Annotated in this window: 13 protein-coding genes; 7 read left to right on the forward strand and 6 right to left on the reverse strand. The window is 63.6% G+C overall.

The window, feature by feature from the left end; genetic code table 11:
- Positions 1–106 precede the first annotated feature (106 nt).
- The 4 genes from DK391_RS41880 to glgC all read right to left on the reverse strand — a co-directional run bounded on the left by DK391_RS41880 (position 107) and on the right by glgC (position 4,743).
- On the reverse strand, positions 107–568 hold the full coding sequence (locus DK391_RS41880; protein WP_109483885.1) for a hypothetical protein: 462 nt from the start codon (positions 566–568) through the stop codon (positions 107–109).
- Between the two features lie 125 nt (positions 569–693).
- The gene (gene pdxY, locus DK391_RS41885) at positions 694–1,557 is read right to left on the reverse strand and encodes a pyridoxal kinase PdxY (RefSeq protein ID WP_109483886.1); all 864 of its coding nucleotides are present in this window, start codon (positions 1,555–1,557) and stop codon (positions 694–696) included.
- 324 nt (positions 1,558–1,881) lie between these two features.
- Complete coding sequence (gene glgA / locus DK391_RS41890; RefSeq protein WP_109483887.1) at positions 1,882–3,342, reverse strand: glycogen synthase GlgA; 1,461 nt, start codon at positions 3,340–3,342, stop codon at positions 1,882–1,884.
- A 126-nt stretch (positions 3,343–3,468) separates the two neighbouring features.
- The gene (gene glgC, locus DK391_RS41895) at positions 3,469–4,743 is read right to left on the reverse strand and encodes a glucose-1-phosphate adenylyltransferase (protein ID WP_109483888.1); all 1,275 of its coding nucleotides are present in this window, start codon (positions 4,741–4,743) and stop codon (positions 3,469–3,471) included.
- A 470-nt stretch (positions 4,744–5,213) separates the two neighbouring features.
- Here glgC and DK391_RS41900 point away from each other — a divergent pair, with 470 nt between their 5' ends.
- On the forward strand, positions 5,214–6,293 hold the full coding sequence (locus DK391_RS41900; protein ID WP_109483895.1) for an alpha/beta hydrolase: 1,080 nt from the start codon (positions 5,214–5,216) through the stop codon (positions 6,291–6,293).
- Positions 6,294–6,377: 84 nt separating this feature from the next.
- Here DK391_RS41900 and DK391_RS41905 read toward each other — a convergent pair whose 3' ends face one another.
- Entirely contained in the window at positions 6,378–7,370 is a 993-nt protein-coding gene (locus DK391_RS41905) for an LLM class flavin-dependent oxidoreductase (RefSeq protein ID WP_109483896.1), read from the reverse strand.
- 925 nt (positions 7,371–8,295) lie between these two features.
- Here DK391_RS41905 and DK391_RS41910 point away from each other — a divergent pair.
- Both DK391_RS41910 and DK391_RS41915 read left to right on the forward strand, forming a co-directional pair.
- The gene (locus DK391_RS41910) at positions 8,296–8,838 is read left to right on the forward strand and encodes a hypothetical protein (RefSeq protein ID WP_109483897.1); all 543 of its coding nucleotides are present in this window, start codon (positions 8,296–8,298) and stop codon (positions 8,836–8,838) included.
- 87 nt (positions 8,839–8,925) lie between these two features.
- On the forward strand, positions 8,926–9,957 hold the full coding sequence (locus DK391_RS41915; protein ID WP_109483889.1) for a patatin-like phospholipase family protein: 1,032 nt from the start codon (positions 8,926–8,928) through the stop codon (positions 9,955–9,957).
- A gap of 38 nt (positions 9,958–9,995) precedes the next feature.
- Here DK391_RS41915 and DK391_RS41920 read toward each other — a convergent pair whose 3' ends face one another.
- Complete coding sequence (locus DK391_RS41920; RefSeq protein ID WP_109483890.1) at positions 9,996–10,604, reverse strand: class I SAM-dependent methyltransferase; 609 nt, start codon at positions 10,602–10,604, stop codon at positions 9,996–9,998.
- Positions 10,605–11,017: 413 nt separating this feature from the next.
- On the opposite strand from DK391_RS41920, the gene hisQ reads away from it, so the two are divergent.
- From hisQ to DK391_RS41940, 4 genes are read left to right on the forward strand one after another with little or no spacing between them, the layout of a single operon-like run.
- Positions 11,018–11,707 carry a histidine ABC transporter permease HisQ gene (gene hisQ, locus DK391_RS41925; protein ID WP_109483891.1) on the forward strand — a complete coding sequence of 230 codons (690 nt, stop codon included), beginning with the start codon at positions 11,018–11,020 and terminating at the stop codon, positions 11,705–11,707.
- Between the two features lie 32 nt (positions 11,708–11,739).
- Positions 11,740–12,450: an ABC transporter permease gene (locus tag DK391_RS41930; RefSeq protein WP_109483892.1), complete on the forward strand. Its 711-nt coding sequence runs from the start codon at positions 11,740–11,742 to the stop codon at positions 12,448–12,450.
- A gap of 57 nt (positions 12,451–12,507) precedes the next feature.
- Complete coding sequence (locus tag DK391_RS41935) at positions 12,508–13,299, forward strand: ABC transporter ATP-binding protein (RefSeq protein ID WP_109483893.1); 792 nt, start codon at positions 12,508–12,510, stop codon at positions 13,297–13,299.
- Between the two features lie 22 nt (positions 13,300–13,321).
- The gene (locus DK391_RS41940; protein WP_109483894.1) at positions 13,322–14,350 is read left to right on the forward strand and encodes a GlxA family transcriptional regulator; all 1,029 of its coding nucleotides are present in this window, start codon (positions 13,322–13,324) and stop codon (positions 14,348–14,350) included.
- Positions 14,351–14,781 lie beyond the last annotated feature (431 nt).

The raw sequence follows: 14,781 nt of genomic DNA on the forward strand, positions 1-14,781 counted from the left end.
TTTCTTTGCGGCGGCAAAGAAAGTAAGTGCCGCCCCGCACAGGGGCAACGCCTGAAGCACCACTAACAAACCGCGGACGCCACCAAAACCAACAGCAAATCCAGAATCACATTTCCCCTTGCATGCGCAGCAATTCTTCCCTCAACCGCAGCAAAGGTTCCTTCACCTCATCTTCGGCCCACGTATCGAGATCATCGATCGCCCGATGACACCCATCCAGCACCACATCGAGATCAACAGGCACACCATTCGCCAGCGCGAACTGAATCGTCTCCGCATATTGCTGGCACTCATCCTCGCCATACGAAATATCGAGGTTATCGCCAATCACCACGGCAATATTGCTGCGCGCCTTATCGTCAGGCGTAACCATATCGATGATCCCGCGCGCGACAGCGGGCGAATAGTACAGCGCGATATCGAGCCATTGCGCAGCGTCGAAATCCGCTTCGCCGAATTGCGCTTCGAAGAATTCGATTGCTTCCTGCTCATGGGTTTCGTCAGCGTCCACGCTGATGCACAACTCTTCGAATTGCTCTTCTCGTTCGCTGCGGATAGTGCCGTCCATCTTTGCCTCGCTTGCCAGTCAACCAGTGCCAATAAAAATGCCGCGCGATGAAGCGCGGCACGCATTATAGGACGTCAGGCTGACAGGCGTGTTCGCGGGCCCGACACGCGCTAGCTGGTGCCGCGTTACGCCGACTCCACCACCCACGCGTCGAACCACTCGCGCGGCCGCGCGATGTCGTCCTGTGCGGCGATGATCTCCAGTTCATACCGCCCCGCATCGTAGGTGGCACGCACCACGGCATTCACGGCGGCAATCGTATGCTCGAACGCGCTGCGCACGGAATCGCCCAGCAGCGTGCGCGCGACGAACACGGCGCTAGTCAGATCGCCGACGCCCACCGGCTGCCGCGCAAACGGATAAAGCGGGCGCTGGCCCATCCACGCTTCACGCTCCGTCACCACCAGCATGTTGAAGCGGTCCGCGAGGCTGTTGCGGTCGAGCAGATGCTTGACGAGCATCGTCTTCGGGCCGCGCTTCATCACCTCGCGACAGGCGGCCACGGCTTCCTCGACGGTTTCGATCTCGCGCCCGACGAGGCGCTGCAATTCGCTGTGATTCGGGCACATCACGTCGGAGACTTCGGGCATGGTCCGCACCAGAAACTCCTGAATGCCCGGCTCGACGCGGCAGCCCGTCGTCGTGCCCATCACAGGATCGCAGATATAGCGCGCATGCGGATTGGCCGCCTTCACGGCACGCACGATCTCGATCACCGATTGCGCCTGCTCGGGCGTGCCGAGATAGCCCGACAGCACCGCGTCGCAGCGCGGCAGCACGCCAATCGCGCCGATGCCTTCGACGAGCGCAAGCATCTGCGACGCGTCGATCGCGCTGCCTTCCCAATGGCCGTATTGCGTGTGGTTCGAGAACTGCACCGTGTTGAGCGGCCACACGTTGACGCCGAGGCGCCGCATCGGAAACACCGATGCGCTGTTGCCCGCGTGCCCGAATACGACGTGCGACTGGATGCTCAGGACGTTTTTCATGTCGAACCGATAGGGCGCGGGAAGGGCGCCACCAGAAAGAATGCGATACGGATGGGCGATGTGGATGCACCGCTTTGGCGCGGCAATGCATGACGGACGTCAGGACGTAGAACACGTAGCGGACGTCACGCTCGCCAGGCAAGCGCCACGACTACTTCGGTTGCGTCAGGCGCTGTTCATCACAAGATACATGAGTTTTCACGCGACGGAACCGATCCGGCCCCGTCGTGTTGCGTCGAACCATCAATGTGCGCGCCGACGTTGCGTCGGACTTGCGCCGAACTTGCGCCAGATTGCACGCCGTCAATCGACAAGGCTGCGCGCCTAGACGAGTTCGCGGTACAGCGCGAGATAGCGTTCCGCCGACGCGCCCCAGCCGAAATCCTGACGCATCGCGCGGCGCTGTGTGGCCTTCCAGTCGGTGCGCCGCGCGTACAGCGCGAACGCGCGGCGGATCGCGGCCGTGAGCGCCTCGGGTTCGAAACGCTCGAATACGAAACCGGTCGCGAGATCGTCGGCGATGTTTTCCAGCGACGCATCGACCACGGTATCGGCGAGGCCGCCCACGCGGTGCACGAGCGGCAGCGAGCCATAGGCGAGGGCATACAGCTGCGTCAGGCCGCACGGCTCGAAGCGCGACGGCACCGCGATCACGTCGCTGCCCGCGACGATCTGATGCGCAAGCGTCTCGTCGAAGCCAAGTTCGACGGCGACGCTCTCGGGATGCGCCTGCGCGACCCGCTGCAGGCCGTTTTCGAGCGCCGGGTCGCCTGTGCCGAACACCACCAGCTGCCCGCCGCGCTTGATGATTTCCGGCAGCGCCGCGAGCAGCAGATCGAGGCCTTTCTGCTCGGTCAGGCGGCTGACGACGCCGAACAGCAGCGCATCGGCTTTCTGCGCGAGATGGAAGCGCTCCTGCAGCGCCGTCTTGCACGCGCGCTTGCCGGCGAGGCGCGTGTCCGTGTAACGCGCCGCGACGAGTTGGTCAATCGACGGCTGCCAGACGGTGTAATCGACGCCGTTCAGGATGCCCGACAGATCGTGCGAACGCTGGCTCAGCAGCCCGTCCAGCCCGCCGCCTTGCGCGAGCGTCTGGATTTCGCGCGCATAGGGCGGACTGACGGTGGTGATGCGGTCGCTGTAGAAGAGACCCGCTTTCAGGAACGACATTTGTCCGTAGAACTCGACGCCGCTCATGTGGAAGAAGTCGGCGGGCAGTCCGAGCTGGCCGATCTGGTGCGCCGGAAAGATGCCCTGATACGCGAGGTTGTGGACGGTGAAGATGGTGCGCGCGGGCGGCTTGCCGCGCTCGCGGGCGGCCGCCTTCAGATAGGCGGGCGCGAGTCCGGCGTGCCAGTCGTGCGCGTGCACGATCTGCGGCGCCCACGCGGGGTCGAGATGCTGCGCGACCTGCGCGGCCACCCAGCCGAGCATCGCGAAGCGTTGCGCGTTGTCGCCGTAGGGGACGTGCTCGGCATCGAGATACGGATTGCCGACGCGGTCATACAGCGTTTCCGCGCGGATCACGTAGACGATCAGGCCATTCGTGGGCAGCGTGCCGCGTTCCAGCGTCACATTCGACGCGCCGAAGCGCTCGCCGATCCGCGCGACGGGCTGCAGGTCGGCCAGCCCGGCGACCACGGCAGGAAAGCCGGGCAGCAGCACGCGCACGTCGGCGCCCAGTTCGATCAGCGCGGGCGGCAGTGCGCCCACGACATCGGCGAGGCCGCCCGTTTTCAGAAGGGGATACAGCTCGCTTGCGACGTGCAGCGCGCGGATCGTCATGGGCTTCAGTCCTGTTCGCTAGAGGTTGCGTGGCGGTTATGTGCCGGTTGCCGCGATCTGCCGCCAGCGATCGCCGTGCCTGCAAGTCCCGTCGCCGCTGGCCGCCGGGCGCCGACAGCGGACGCGCTAGCGCGCGGCAGCCGCCTGCCGCTTGAGCGCCTCCGCCGTGACCAGCACGACGCCGCTGTCGGTCCGGTAGAAGCGTTCGCCATCGCGCACGGGGTCTTCGCCGATCACGGTGCCGTCGGGAATCTGGCAGCCGCGGTCGATCACGACCTTGCGCAGGCGGCAACTCGCGCCGATCGACACTTGCGGTAACAAGACTGCCTCAGCGATGTTACAGAACGAATTCACAACCACATTCGACGCCAAAACCGAGCGAGAAATCTGCGAGCCGGAGATCACGCAGCCACCGCACACGATCAGATTGGTCCCCGAGCCTTGCAGTCCGTTCAGGTCGCGCACGAACTTGGCGGGCGGAAGCTGCTCCTGGTGCGTCCAGATCGGCCAGTTGCGGTCGTAGAGGTCGAGTGCGGGAATCGTCGAGGCGAGATCGAGATTCGCGGCCCAGTAGGCGTCGATGGTGCCGACGTCGCGCCAGTAAGGCTCGACGCTCGGGTCCGACGATACGCACGACATGCTGAACGGATGTGCGATCGCATGCCCCGACGTGACGACGCGCGGAATGATGTCCTTGCCGAAGTCGTGGTCCGTGGCGACGCTGCTGATGTTCTCCTCCAGCATCGAATACAGGTAATCGGCGTTGAACACGTAGATACCCATGCTGGCCAGCGCAATGTCGGGGCGGCCGGGCATGGCGGGCGGATCGGCGGGTTTTTCGACGAAGCCCGTCACGCGGCGCTGCTCGTCGACGTGCATCACGCCGAAGGCGGTAGCGTCCATGCGCGGCACCTCGATACAGCCGACCGTGCAATCGGCGCCGGACTCCACGTGGTCCATCACCATGCGCGTGTAGTCCATCTTGTAGATGTGATCGCCCGCCAGCACGACGACGTATTTCGGCCGGATCGAACGGATGATGTCGAGGTTCTGGAACACGGCGTCGGCCGTGCCGCGATACCAGTGCGCGCCTTCCACGCGTTGTTGCGCCGGCCACAGGTCGATGAACTCGCTGAACTCGCCGCGCAGGAAGCCCCAGCCGCGCTGCACGTGCCGCAAGAGCGAGTGCGCCTTGTACTGCGTGACGACGGCGATGCGCCGGATGCCCGAATTCAGGCAGTTCGACAATGCAAAATCGATGATCCGGTACTTGCCGCCGAAGTGCACGGCGGGCTTCACGCGCTTGTTCGTGAGCGGCCCGAGCCGCGTGCCGCGTCCGCCCGCGAGGACGATGGCGAGTGTCGTGTGTTGCAGATCGTTGAGGCTTGCCGGCGAATCCATGTGCGTCTCCATTTTTAGGTGAGCCCTGGTGGAAGCTTTCTTTGCCCCGGCGTTTGCGCCTGGTATCGGACGCTGTGCGTTGTTGTTGTGGGTTTGTTCTTGTTCTTCGACGGCTCCGGGTCGTGTCTTCGCGCTGGCATCCGCAATGCTCATTCCCGCCAGCCAGCGATTAGTCTGGACCATGCGCATGCCGCGCGCAACATGGCGCGTTCGTCATGCCACATTTGGCGCGTGGGCCGACAGCGGACTGGCTGCCGGCTCGTTGCGGACGCGGGTGCGAGAGGTAGAAACGGCCTGTCCGCGCGGCATGCCGATACGGTATCCGGGCAATTTATGCCGGATCGGCGCAGCTTGCGGTTCAAACAGGTGTTCGCGCCGTTTTGCGCGCGGGTGGGCCTGTGCACGCGGCGCTGCAAAGCGGGCGCAAGGCGGGCATCATGACGGGCCAGATGCATCTCGCCAGCCAATCCATGACAATCCGCGCCTCGCTCGTTGCCGTTTCCCTGTCCGCATGCGTTGCTTTCTGGGGCGTCGCTGCCCATGCCGCCGATACCGCCAGTGCAGGTTCCACGCCGTCGTCGGGCGCGGCCGCTGCCGCCGACGGTCCCGCGTACGGCCCCGAACTGCAGGGCTTCAACTATCCCGCGCCCGTGCACCAGTTCGAGTTCACCTCGCAAGGCGAGGCGCTGCACATGGCTTACATGGACGTGGCGCCCGAGCATCCGAATGGCCGCACGGTGGTGTTGCTGCACGGCAAGAATTTTTGCGCTGCGACATGGGAAGGCACCGTCGAGCGGTTGTCGGCGGCGGGTTATCGCGTGATCGCGCCCGACCAGATCGGCTTTTGCAAGTCGAGCAAGCCGCAGCGCTATCAGTTCAGCTTCCAGCAACTGGCGCGCAATACGCATGCGCTGCTCGAATCGATTGGCGTGACGGACGCGACCATCGTCGGGCATTCGACGGGCGGGATGCTGGCGATTCGCTATGCGCTGATGTACCCGGCGCAGACGCAGCAACTGGTGCTGGTCAATCCCATCGGGCTGGAGGACTGGAAGGCGAAGGGCGTGCCGTCGCTATCCGTCGACCAGTGGTACGAGCGTGAACTGAAGACCACGGCAGACGGCATCCGCCGCTACGAGCAGGCGACTTACTACTCGGGCCAGTGGCGCAGCGATTTCGAGCCGTGGGTGCAGATGCTGGCGGGGATGTACCGCGGGCCGGGCAAGAAGGAAGTGGCGTGGGACTCGGCGCTGCTGTACGACATGATCTATACGCAGCCCGTCGTCTATGAACTCGGCCTGCTGAAGTTGCCGACGCTGCTGCTGATCGGCCAGAAGGATACGACGGCGATCGGCAAGGATGCCGCGCCGCCCGAGGTGCGGGCAAAGATCGGCCTTTATCCGCAACTCGGCAAGGCCGCTGCGAAAGCGATCCCGCACGCGACGCTGGTCGAATTCGCCGAGCTCGGCCATGCGCCGCAGATGCAGGATCCGGCGGCGTTCCATAAGGCATTGCTGGATGGGCTGGCGGCCGTGCCTGCCAATCACTGATCGATTCGAGGTTTTGCCTGTCGGGCCGCGCGAAAAAACCTGGGCCGCAGGCAACACCACAATCGTCGCGATCGACCCGGACGCTCAGGCGTCGGCGAGTTCACCCCGCACCTGCGCGCCAATCTCGAACGAGCGCAGGCGCGCAGCGTGGTCGTAAATCTGCGCGGTCAGCATCAGTTCATTGGCACCTGTCTGCTGGATAATCGAACGCAGCCCGTCGCGCACCGTATCGCGATCGCCGATCACCGAGCACGCCAGCGAGTGCCGCACGCTGCTCATTTCCATCTCCGATGCCGAGACGTGATCGACAGGCGGTTGCAACTGGCCCGGCGTGCCGCGCCGCAGGTTGATGAACTGCTGCTCGAGCGAGGTGAAGAGGCGGCGTGCTTCGTCGGTGGTGTCGGCGGCGAACAGGTTCACGCCGACCATCGCGTAGGGCTTGTCGAGTGTTTCCGACGCCTGGAACTGCGTGCGATACACATGCAGCGCCTGCATCATGTAATCGGGCGCGAAGTGCGACGCGAACGCGAACGGCAGACCCAGCGCCGCTGCCAGTTGCGCGCTGAACAGGCTGGAGCCGAGCAGCCACAGCGGCACGTTCAGGCCCGCGCCCGGCACTGCGCGCACGCGCTGGCCCGGCACCGGTTCGGCGAAGTAGCGCTGCAGTTCGACCACATCGTCGGGGAAGGAATCGGCGCTGCCGTGCAGATCGCGGCGCAGCGCGCGGGCGGTGGTCTGATCGGTGCCGGGCGCACGGCCCAGGCCCAGATCGATACGCCCCGGATACAGCGACGCCAGCGTGCCGAACTGCTCGGCGATCACGAGCGGCGCGTGATTGGGCAGCATCACGCCGCCCGAGCCGACACGGATCGTCTTCGTGCCGCCCGCCACGTGCGCGATCACGACGGAAGTCGCCGCGCTCGCGATGCCCGTCATGTTGTGATGCTCGGCGAGCCAGAAACGCTTGTAGCCCCATTGCTCGGCGTGTTGCGCGAGATCGAGCGAATTGCGGAAGGCGTCGGACGCGCTCGCGCCGGCATTGATGGGAGACAGATCGAGGACGGAAAATGGAATCATGAGGTTCGATGTGCGGCCAACTATCGTCGATTGCAAGTGCGGCACGACGACGCGCCGGTCCGTCTGGCGTGCGGAAAACGCCGATTGTGCCAAAGGGCTTCTGTTCCTGCTGGCGGGCTGATCATGCCCCTGCCGACAGCAGGGTCGAAGTCGGCACCAACCAGTCGCCACCATTTGTGCAGACAGAAGGCGATCTGCGCGGCCTGGCGGAAAAATGCAGAAAACCCCTGAAAACAAGGCGTGAAATGACGAATGACGCGTTTCGACTGCAGGCGTTGCGTGTGCCGTCGCACGGAATCTCTCGCGCGCGAGCGGTAATGTGCAAGTGTCGCCGCCAACGACACGGATGCGCTTAACGCATATCCGCGTGACGAGGCGGCGGCCTCCACGGACCTCGACGCCGGTCGGCCCGTCACGTCACGCGTAGGTCGGCTACGCAGCGCACACCCGGGCGAACCGGGTCGACCGGGTCAGCCGGGTGCAGCATGCAACCCGGTTGGCGTGCGCAGCGCGCACCCGATTCGTCAGCCGATTCGGTGTAAACGCGCTCTCGCACAATTTCGTGCCTGACGCTAGATTGTCAGCACTTGCAGGATAGTCGAGGGGCCAGCGGCGGCCGTCACGACAGCCGACTATAGCGGTGAAAATTGCGTCACGGCCAGAAGCCTCCCGGCTTCTGGCCGAAACGCTATCCGTGCTGCCACGCATCGTTACGCAAGTCTTCCCGCCTCATTCATCGCACCCCGTCCTCGCACCCGCGTTCCCCGCCGCAAGAAATCTCGCGTAGCAATTCTTTAACTTTCCATACACATCCGCACCGTCTTCGTTCGCGATCCGGCCATGCAGCGGGTTATGCTCTGTGTCGTTCAACCGTTTGTATCCAGCCAGTCAATCGAAGATGGTTAATCGCACCTCGTTGCGCAACATGATGCTTTCCGTGGCCGTAGTGGGCGCGCTGTCCGTGCTCGCCGGTTGCGACGACCAGCAGAGCGAGCAAGCCGTGCAAAAGCTCAAGGAATTTTTCAATGCCGTCAAACCGGATGCGCTGCTGCTGAAGGGACTCACGCCCGGCGTCACGACGGAAGCGCAGATCCGCGATCAGATGGGCAAGCCGGAAACCGAGCGCCAGTTCACCGACGGCTCGAAGCGGTTCGAATATCCGCGCGGCCCGCAAGGGCTCAACACCTATATGGTCGACATCGGCCCCGACGGCGTGTTGCAGTCGATCACACAGGTACTGACAGCCGCCAACTTCGCGAAGGTCCGGATCGGCATGACGGAAGACGAAGTGCGGCGGCTGCTCGGCAAGCCGGGTGAAGTGGCCGTTTATCCGCTCAAGCCCGAGACGGTGTGGAGCTGGAAGTGGCGTGAAGGCGGCGTGACGGAAGAGGGCTTTTTCAACGTGCATTTCGACGTCAATCACGTGGTCTACACGACGTCGCGATCGGACGTGATACGCGGGCGTTGATGGCGGGCGTGCAACCGGGCACGCAAAACAAAAGCCGTTCGCCGCGGTCCAATCAGAATCCGCCTGCAAACACGGGGGAACACAACAATGGCCACTCGTAGGCGCTTCAAGCGCATTGGCCTTGTGCTCGGCGGGGGCGCCGCGCGTGGCTGGGCGCACATCGGTGCGATCCGCGCGTTGCACGATGCCGGCATCAAGCCCGATCTGGTTGCGGGCACGTCGATCGGCGCGCTGGTCGGCGCCGTCTACGCGAATGGCGATCTCGACTGGCTGGAAAACTGGGTGACGGGGCTGACGTGGCAATCGGTCGTGCGTCTGCTCGATCTGCGTTTTTCGGGCGGGCTGCTGGGCGGCAAGAAAGTGATCCAGGTGTTTGCGAACCGCTTCAACGGGCGCGAGATCAGCCAGTTGCAGATGCCGTTCGCTGCCGTCGCAACGGAACTCGATTCGGGTCGCGAGACCTGGCTGCAGGAAGGCGGCGTGGTCGATGCCGTGCGCGCGTCGATCGCGATTCCGGGCATTTTCACGCCTGTGCTGCACGAAGGCGTGTGGCTCGTCGATGGCGGGCTGTCGAATCCCGTGCCCGTTTCGGCGGCGCGCGGCATGCGGGCCGATTGCGTGATCGCCGTCGATCTGAACAACGACATTCTCAATGGCCGCGACTTCGGCGGCGCGGTGGTCGATCTGCCGCGCCTGCCTGTCGAAGACGCCATCGCCGAGCGCGTTGCCGCTATCGAGCCGTTGGCGCTCGATCCCGAGGCGCCGCCACCCGAGATCGCCACGCCTGCGCCGCCCATGCTGCTGCGCCGTAACGGCAAGCCGTTTCCGGCCTGGCTGCAGCCATCGGCCGAAGAACTGTCGCGCGATGTGCGCGTGCCGCCGGCACCGAGCGCGCGCGTGCCGTCGATGCTGAGTTCGATTGCGCAAAGCATCGACATCATGCAGGTGCGCATCACGCGCAGCCGTCTGGCAGGCGAACCCGCCGACATCCTCATCCAGCCGCGCCTCGCCGGCATGGGCATCTTCGATTTTCACCGCGCGGGGCCCGCGATTGCGGAAGGGCGCGCGGCTGTCGAGGCGAGTCTGCCCGCGATCCGCGCATGTCTCGGGATCGACTGACACTTGCAGATCAGTGTGGATAAGCGCAGATAAGCCGCTCAGTCGTCGGCGCGTTTTGCAGCGATGATGCGGCACACGCGTTTGCCGGAGCTTGCGCTCGTCGTGTCGTCGGCGAACAGGATCACGCAGCTGGTCAGCGCATCCGTCACCAGCGCCGGCTCGAACGCCGAGTACAGCCGTCCGTCGGACTGGCGTGCGTCCGCGCCCTCGGTGACGCGCCACGACAGATACAGCATGCCGTCGGGCCGAAGAATGCGCAGGAGGTTGTCGATCGCATCGGGAATGGCATCGACGGGCAGGTGCATGAGCACGGTCTCGCAGACCACGTTATCGAACTGTTCGTCGATCTCGGCCAGCGACGGCAGCGTTGCGCTGCGAAACGCAATCTGCGGATACAGCCGCCGCGCTTCTTCAAGCAGACCTTCCGACGCGTCGAAGCCCGTCACGCGATAGCCGTGATCCGCGAGCCATGCCGTGTCGCGGCCGTTGCCGCAGCCGATGTCGGCCGTCTTGCCCGTCGGCAGCAGATGGGTTTCCCATAGCGCGTACATATCGTCGGGCGGCGGCTGGTCGAGCCAGTCGCGCGAATAGCGGGCGGCGTCGCGGGTGTAGGCGTCGAGCGTGGTCGGATCGGGGAGAAGTGTCATGCGACGTTCCTGTTCGCGGCAAACGTGCGGAAGCGGAGGGGACAGGCAAGTCTAACGCGTGCGACGTAGGGCGGCTTTCGACATCGAACTGCCTGGCAGCATCGTGAGCGCCTGTCTTTCAGGGAAAGCCCCAATCGGCGCGGGTTTGCGGGCATGCAGGCGGCGCTGCGCGTCTATCGAAAAAGCGACCCCAAACTTGCGAATTCGCGGCAGGCGGCGCACGCGCGCTGCCCGCTTACAAACGGATAGCGCCCGCTATAGCAGGCGTTGAACGTCCGCCACGCGGCCTGTTCCGCTATGTTGCAATGCACAACAGGAGCATGCCCCGGTTTGAGCAAATTATTTTTGCTTGCGAGTATCCGCGCCATGCCGCAGCGCTTGCGGCTATCCGGATAACCTCACAGGAGACACGCGTGTTCCTCTATGGCTTTGGCCCGGTGCTCCTCGACGGCACGATCAAGACGATCGAGCTGTCGGTGCTTTCCCTCGCGGCGGCCGTCGTGCTCGGCCTGATCGGCGCGGCGGCGAAGCTGTCGCTCAACCGACCGATGCGCGCGATCGCGACGGGCTACACCACGCTGATCCGCTCCGTGCCCGACCTCGTGCTGATGCTGCTGCTGTTCTACAGCATCCAGATTGCCGTCAACAATCTGACCGACGCACTGGATCTGCCGCAGTTCGACATCGATCCGTTCGTGGCCGGCGTGCTGACGCTCGGCTTCATCTACGGCGCGTATTTCACCGAGACCTTTCGCGGCGCGTTTCTCGCCGTGCCGCGCGGCCAGCTCGAAGCGGGCGCGGCGTATGGCATGAGCGGCGCGCGTGTGTTCGCGCGCATCCTGTTCCCGCAGATGATGCGCTTCGCGCTGCCGGGCATCGGCAACAACTGGCAGGTGCTGGTGAAGGCGACGGCGCTGGTGTCGATCATCGGGCTCGCCGATGTCGTGAAGGCCGCGCAGGACGCCGGCAAGAGCACCTTCAACATGTTCTTCTTCATCCTCGTTGCCGCGCTGATCTATCTCGCCATCACGACCGTATCGAATCTCGTGCTGATCTGGCTGGAGCGGCGCTATTCGACGGGCGTGCGACACGCCGAACTCTGAAACGCGCCACGCACACGACACAGGAGACGACCTTGATCGACATTCTCAACCAGTTCTGGCGCGCGTTTCTCTACTGGGACGGGCAACGCCTCTCGGGACTTGCCGTCACGTTGTGGCTGCTGGTCGCCTCGATCGGCATCGGCTTCGTGACGTCGATACCGCTTGCGGTGGCGCGCGTCTCGAAGAAGCGCTGGCTGTCGACGCCCGTGCGGCTCTATACGTATGTGTTTCGCGGCACGCCGCTCTACGTGCAGCTGCTGCTGATCTACACGGGCATGTATAGCCTCGAATTCGTGCGCTCGCATGCGTTGCTCGATGCGTTTTTCCGCAGCGGCTTTCACTGTGCGATTCTCGCGTTTGCACTGAACACCTGCGCGTACACGACGGAGATCTTCGCGGGCGCGATTCGCGCGACGCCGCATGGCGAAGTCGAAGCGGCACGCGCCTACGGCATGAGCTGGTTCACGATGTACCGGCGGATTGTGATACCGTCCGCGCTGCGCCGTGCGCTGCCGTTGTACAGTAATGAAGTGATCCTGATGCTGCACGCGACCACCGTTGCCTTCACGGCAACCGTGCCTGACGTGCTGAAGGTCGCGCGCGATGCCAACTCGGCCACGTATCGTTCGTTCGAGGCTTTCGGACTCGCGGCGCTGATCTATCTTGCGGTATCGTTCGCGCTGGTTGCGATGTTCCGGCGTGCGGAGCGTCACTGGCTCGCGTATCTGGCCGTGCGGCGCTGATCGCCGCCCTGATTGCCTGTTGCATCCGTTTCACTGTCTTCACTCTGGGAGAGCATCTTGCTCCACACGACTCAAACGGAAGCCTGCAAGCTCGCCGTGCAGGACATCCACAAGCGCTATGGCGATAACGAAGTGCTCAAGGGCGTCTCGCTGAATGCCAACAAGGGCGACGTGATCAGCATCATCGGGGCGAGCGGGTCGGGCAAGAGCACGTTCCTGCGCTGCATCAATTTCCTCGAACGACCGAACGCCGGACAGATCGTCGTCGATGGCGAAGCGGTGCGGACCAAGGTCGATCGACACGGCAACTTCGAAGTCGCCGATCACAAGCAGTTGCAGCGCATTCGCACGAAGCTCGCGATGGTGTTTCAGCACTTCAACTTGTGGGCGCACATGAACGTGCTGGAGAACGTGGTCGAGGCACCGATTCACGTGCTCGGCGTTTCGCGCAAGGAAGCCGAAGACCGTGCGCGCGAGTACCTGGAGAAAGTGGGTCTTGCACCGCGTCTGGAGAAGCAGTATCCGTCGCATCTGTCGGGCGGGCAGCAGCAGCGTGTGGCGATTGCGCGTGCGCTCGCGATGAACCCCGACGTGATGCTGTTCGACGAACCGACTTCCGCGCTCGATCCCGAACTGGTCGGTGAAGTGCTGAAGGTGATGCAGAAACTCGCCGAAGAAGGCCGCACGATGATCGTCGTGACGCACGAAATGGGTTTTGCTCGCAACGTGTCGAACCACGTGATGTTCCTGCATCAGGGGCGCACGGAAGAGGAGGGCGTGCCGTCGGAAGTGCTGGTTACGCCGAAGAGCGAGCGGCTCAAGCAGTTCCTGTCGGGCAGTCTGAAGTAATCGCGCAGGTCGTCACATCGTAATGCCACGTCCGTCGTCGGGTCCGGCCCGTACTACCCAGGTCGCGATTGTCGCGTTGCCACCCGTTTCGATGTCGGGCGTGGGGCCTATTGTCGATGCGTTGAATCTTGCCAATGAGATCGACGGACGCGCGTTGTATCGCTGGCAGGTGTGTTCATGGGATGGGCGCCCGGTGCCGCTGGCGGGCGGCGCGCAATGGCCGGCCGATGCTGCGTTTGGCGATGCTGTGTCGTGTGACTGGCTGATCGTCGTCACCGAGCGCTTTCAACAGTTTGCCGACTACCGGTTGTTCCTCGCGAGTCTTTCGCGTGTGGGGCAGCGTACGCCTTTGGTGACGGGCATTCATCACGGCGTGTGGTGGCTGGCGATGGCGGGGCAACTGTCGGGTTATCGCGTGAGTGTGAACTGGGAGACGTATCAGCAGTTCACCGAGCAGTTCGAGCGGTCCATCGTGACGCAGCAGATCTTCGAGATCGATCGTGATCGCGCGACGTGCGCGGGCGGGCAGGCCACCGTCGATTTCATGCTGGCGATGATCGGACGTGAACATGGGCCTGAGCTTGCCGAGCGTATCGCGGATACGTTGGGCGTTGGCACGTTGAGGTCGGGTGAAGAGCGTCAGCGGATTCCGTTTGTGACTGCGCCGGGCGAGCGGCATCCTCGTTTGAACGATGCGTTGCTGTTGATGGAAGCGAATATTGAAGATCCGCTGACGTCGGATGAGATAGCGGGTCTGGTTGGTGTCTCTCGACGGCAGTTAGAGCGGCTTTTTCGGCAGTATCTTGGGTCGATGCCCTCGAAGTACTATCTTGGGTTGAGGTTGGCTAAGGCTCGCACTCAGTTGCAGCGGACTAGCAAGTCGGTTGTGCAGATTAGTCTTGCGTGTGGGTTTTCTTCTGCTGCGCATTTTTCTAATGCTTATCGGGAGAAGTTTGGGGTTACGCCACGCGAGGAGCGTAGGAACTGGATCGAGAAGCAACACGGTGGGGATGAGCCGCGGGCCGCGGCTATGATTGAGCGGCCAGAGTAGTGGGTGGTTTTTGTCTGCGACGCTGTTGGTTTGATGGTTTTTTTGCTCGCATCCGCGGTTTGGTATTGGTGCCTCACGCGTCGCCCCTGTGCGGGGCAGCACCTACTTTTCTTTGCCGCGGCAAAGAAAAGTAGGCAAAAGAAAGCCGCTGAACACCACCCACTACGGTTCTTGCCTGCGGGCCCCCAACCGGTCCTATCCTTCATGCGGCATCACTCTTTTTGATGGCCGCTGCCAGCGCTCTTTAAGGGCGCATCACCCACTTCAAACTCCCGCGTCTCAGCGAGCCTTACCAGTTCGGCCCAGGCCGCCCAGGTGGCAAACGGTGTGTCGGCCGTCGCGCCTTATACGCTTCACTCCGGACTGAAAAGCAAAGGCGGTGTGTCTTGTAGGATCGCCGACGCAGAATGCGCGACAACCTACACACCGTT

The sequence above is a fragment of the Paraburkholderia sp. C35 genome (genome assembly GCF_003121405.1).
Classification (GTDB): domain Bacteria; phylum Pseudomonadota; class Gammaproteobacteria; order Burkholderiales; family Burkholderiaceae; genus Paraburkholderia.

Bases quoted from the DNA above. Each gene is read 5' to 3' on its own strand.
- DK391_RS41880 (WP_109483885.1), bottom strand. From the start codon at position 568: ATGGACGGCACTATCCGCAGCGAACGAGAAGAGCAATTCGAAGAGTTG.
- pdxY (WP_109483886.1), bottom strand. From the start codon at position 1,557: ATGAAAAACGTCCTGAGCATCCAGTCGCACGTCGTATTCGGGCACGCG.
- glgA (WP_109483887.1), bottom strand. From the start codon at position 3,342: ATGACGATCCGCGCGCTGCACGTCGCAAGCGAGCTGTATCCCCTTCTG.
- glgC (WP_109483888.1), bottom strand. From the start codon at position 4,743: ATGGATTCGCCGGCAAGCCTCAACGATCTGCAACACACGACACTCGCC.
- DK391_RS41900 (WP_109483895.1), top strand. From the start codon at position 5,214: ATGACAATCCGCGCCTCGCTCGTTGCCGTTTCCCTGTCCGCATGCGTT.
- DK391_RS41905 (WP_109483896.1), bottom strand. From the start codon at position 7,370: ATGATTCCATTTTCCGTCCTCGATCTGTCTCCCATCAATGCCGGCGCG.
- DK391_RS41910 (WP_109483897.1), top strand. From the start codon at position 8,296: ATGATGCTTTCCGTGGCCGTAGTGGGCGCGCTGTCCGTGCTCGCCGGT.
- DK391_RS41915 (WP_109483889.1), top strand. From the start codon at position 8,926: ATGGCCACTCGTAGGCGCTTCAAGCGCATTGGCCTTGTGCTCGGCGGG.
- DK391_RS41920 (WP_109483890.1), bottom strand. From the start codon at position 10,604: ATGACACTTCTCCCCGATCCGACCACGCTCGACGCCTACACCCGCGAC.
- DK391_RS41940 (WP_109483894.1), top strand. From the start codon at position 13,322: ATGCCACGTCCGTCGTCGGGTCCGGCCCGTACTACCCAGGTCGCGATT.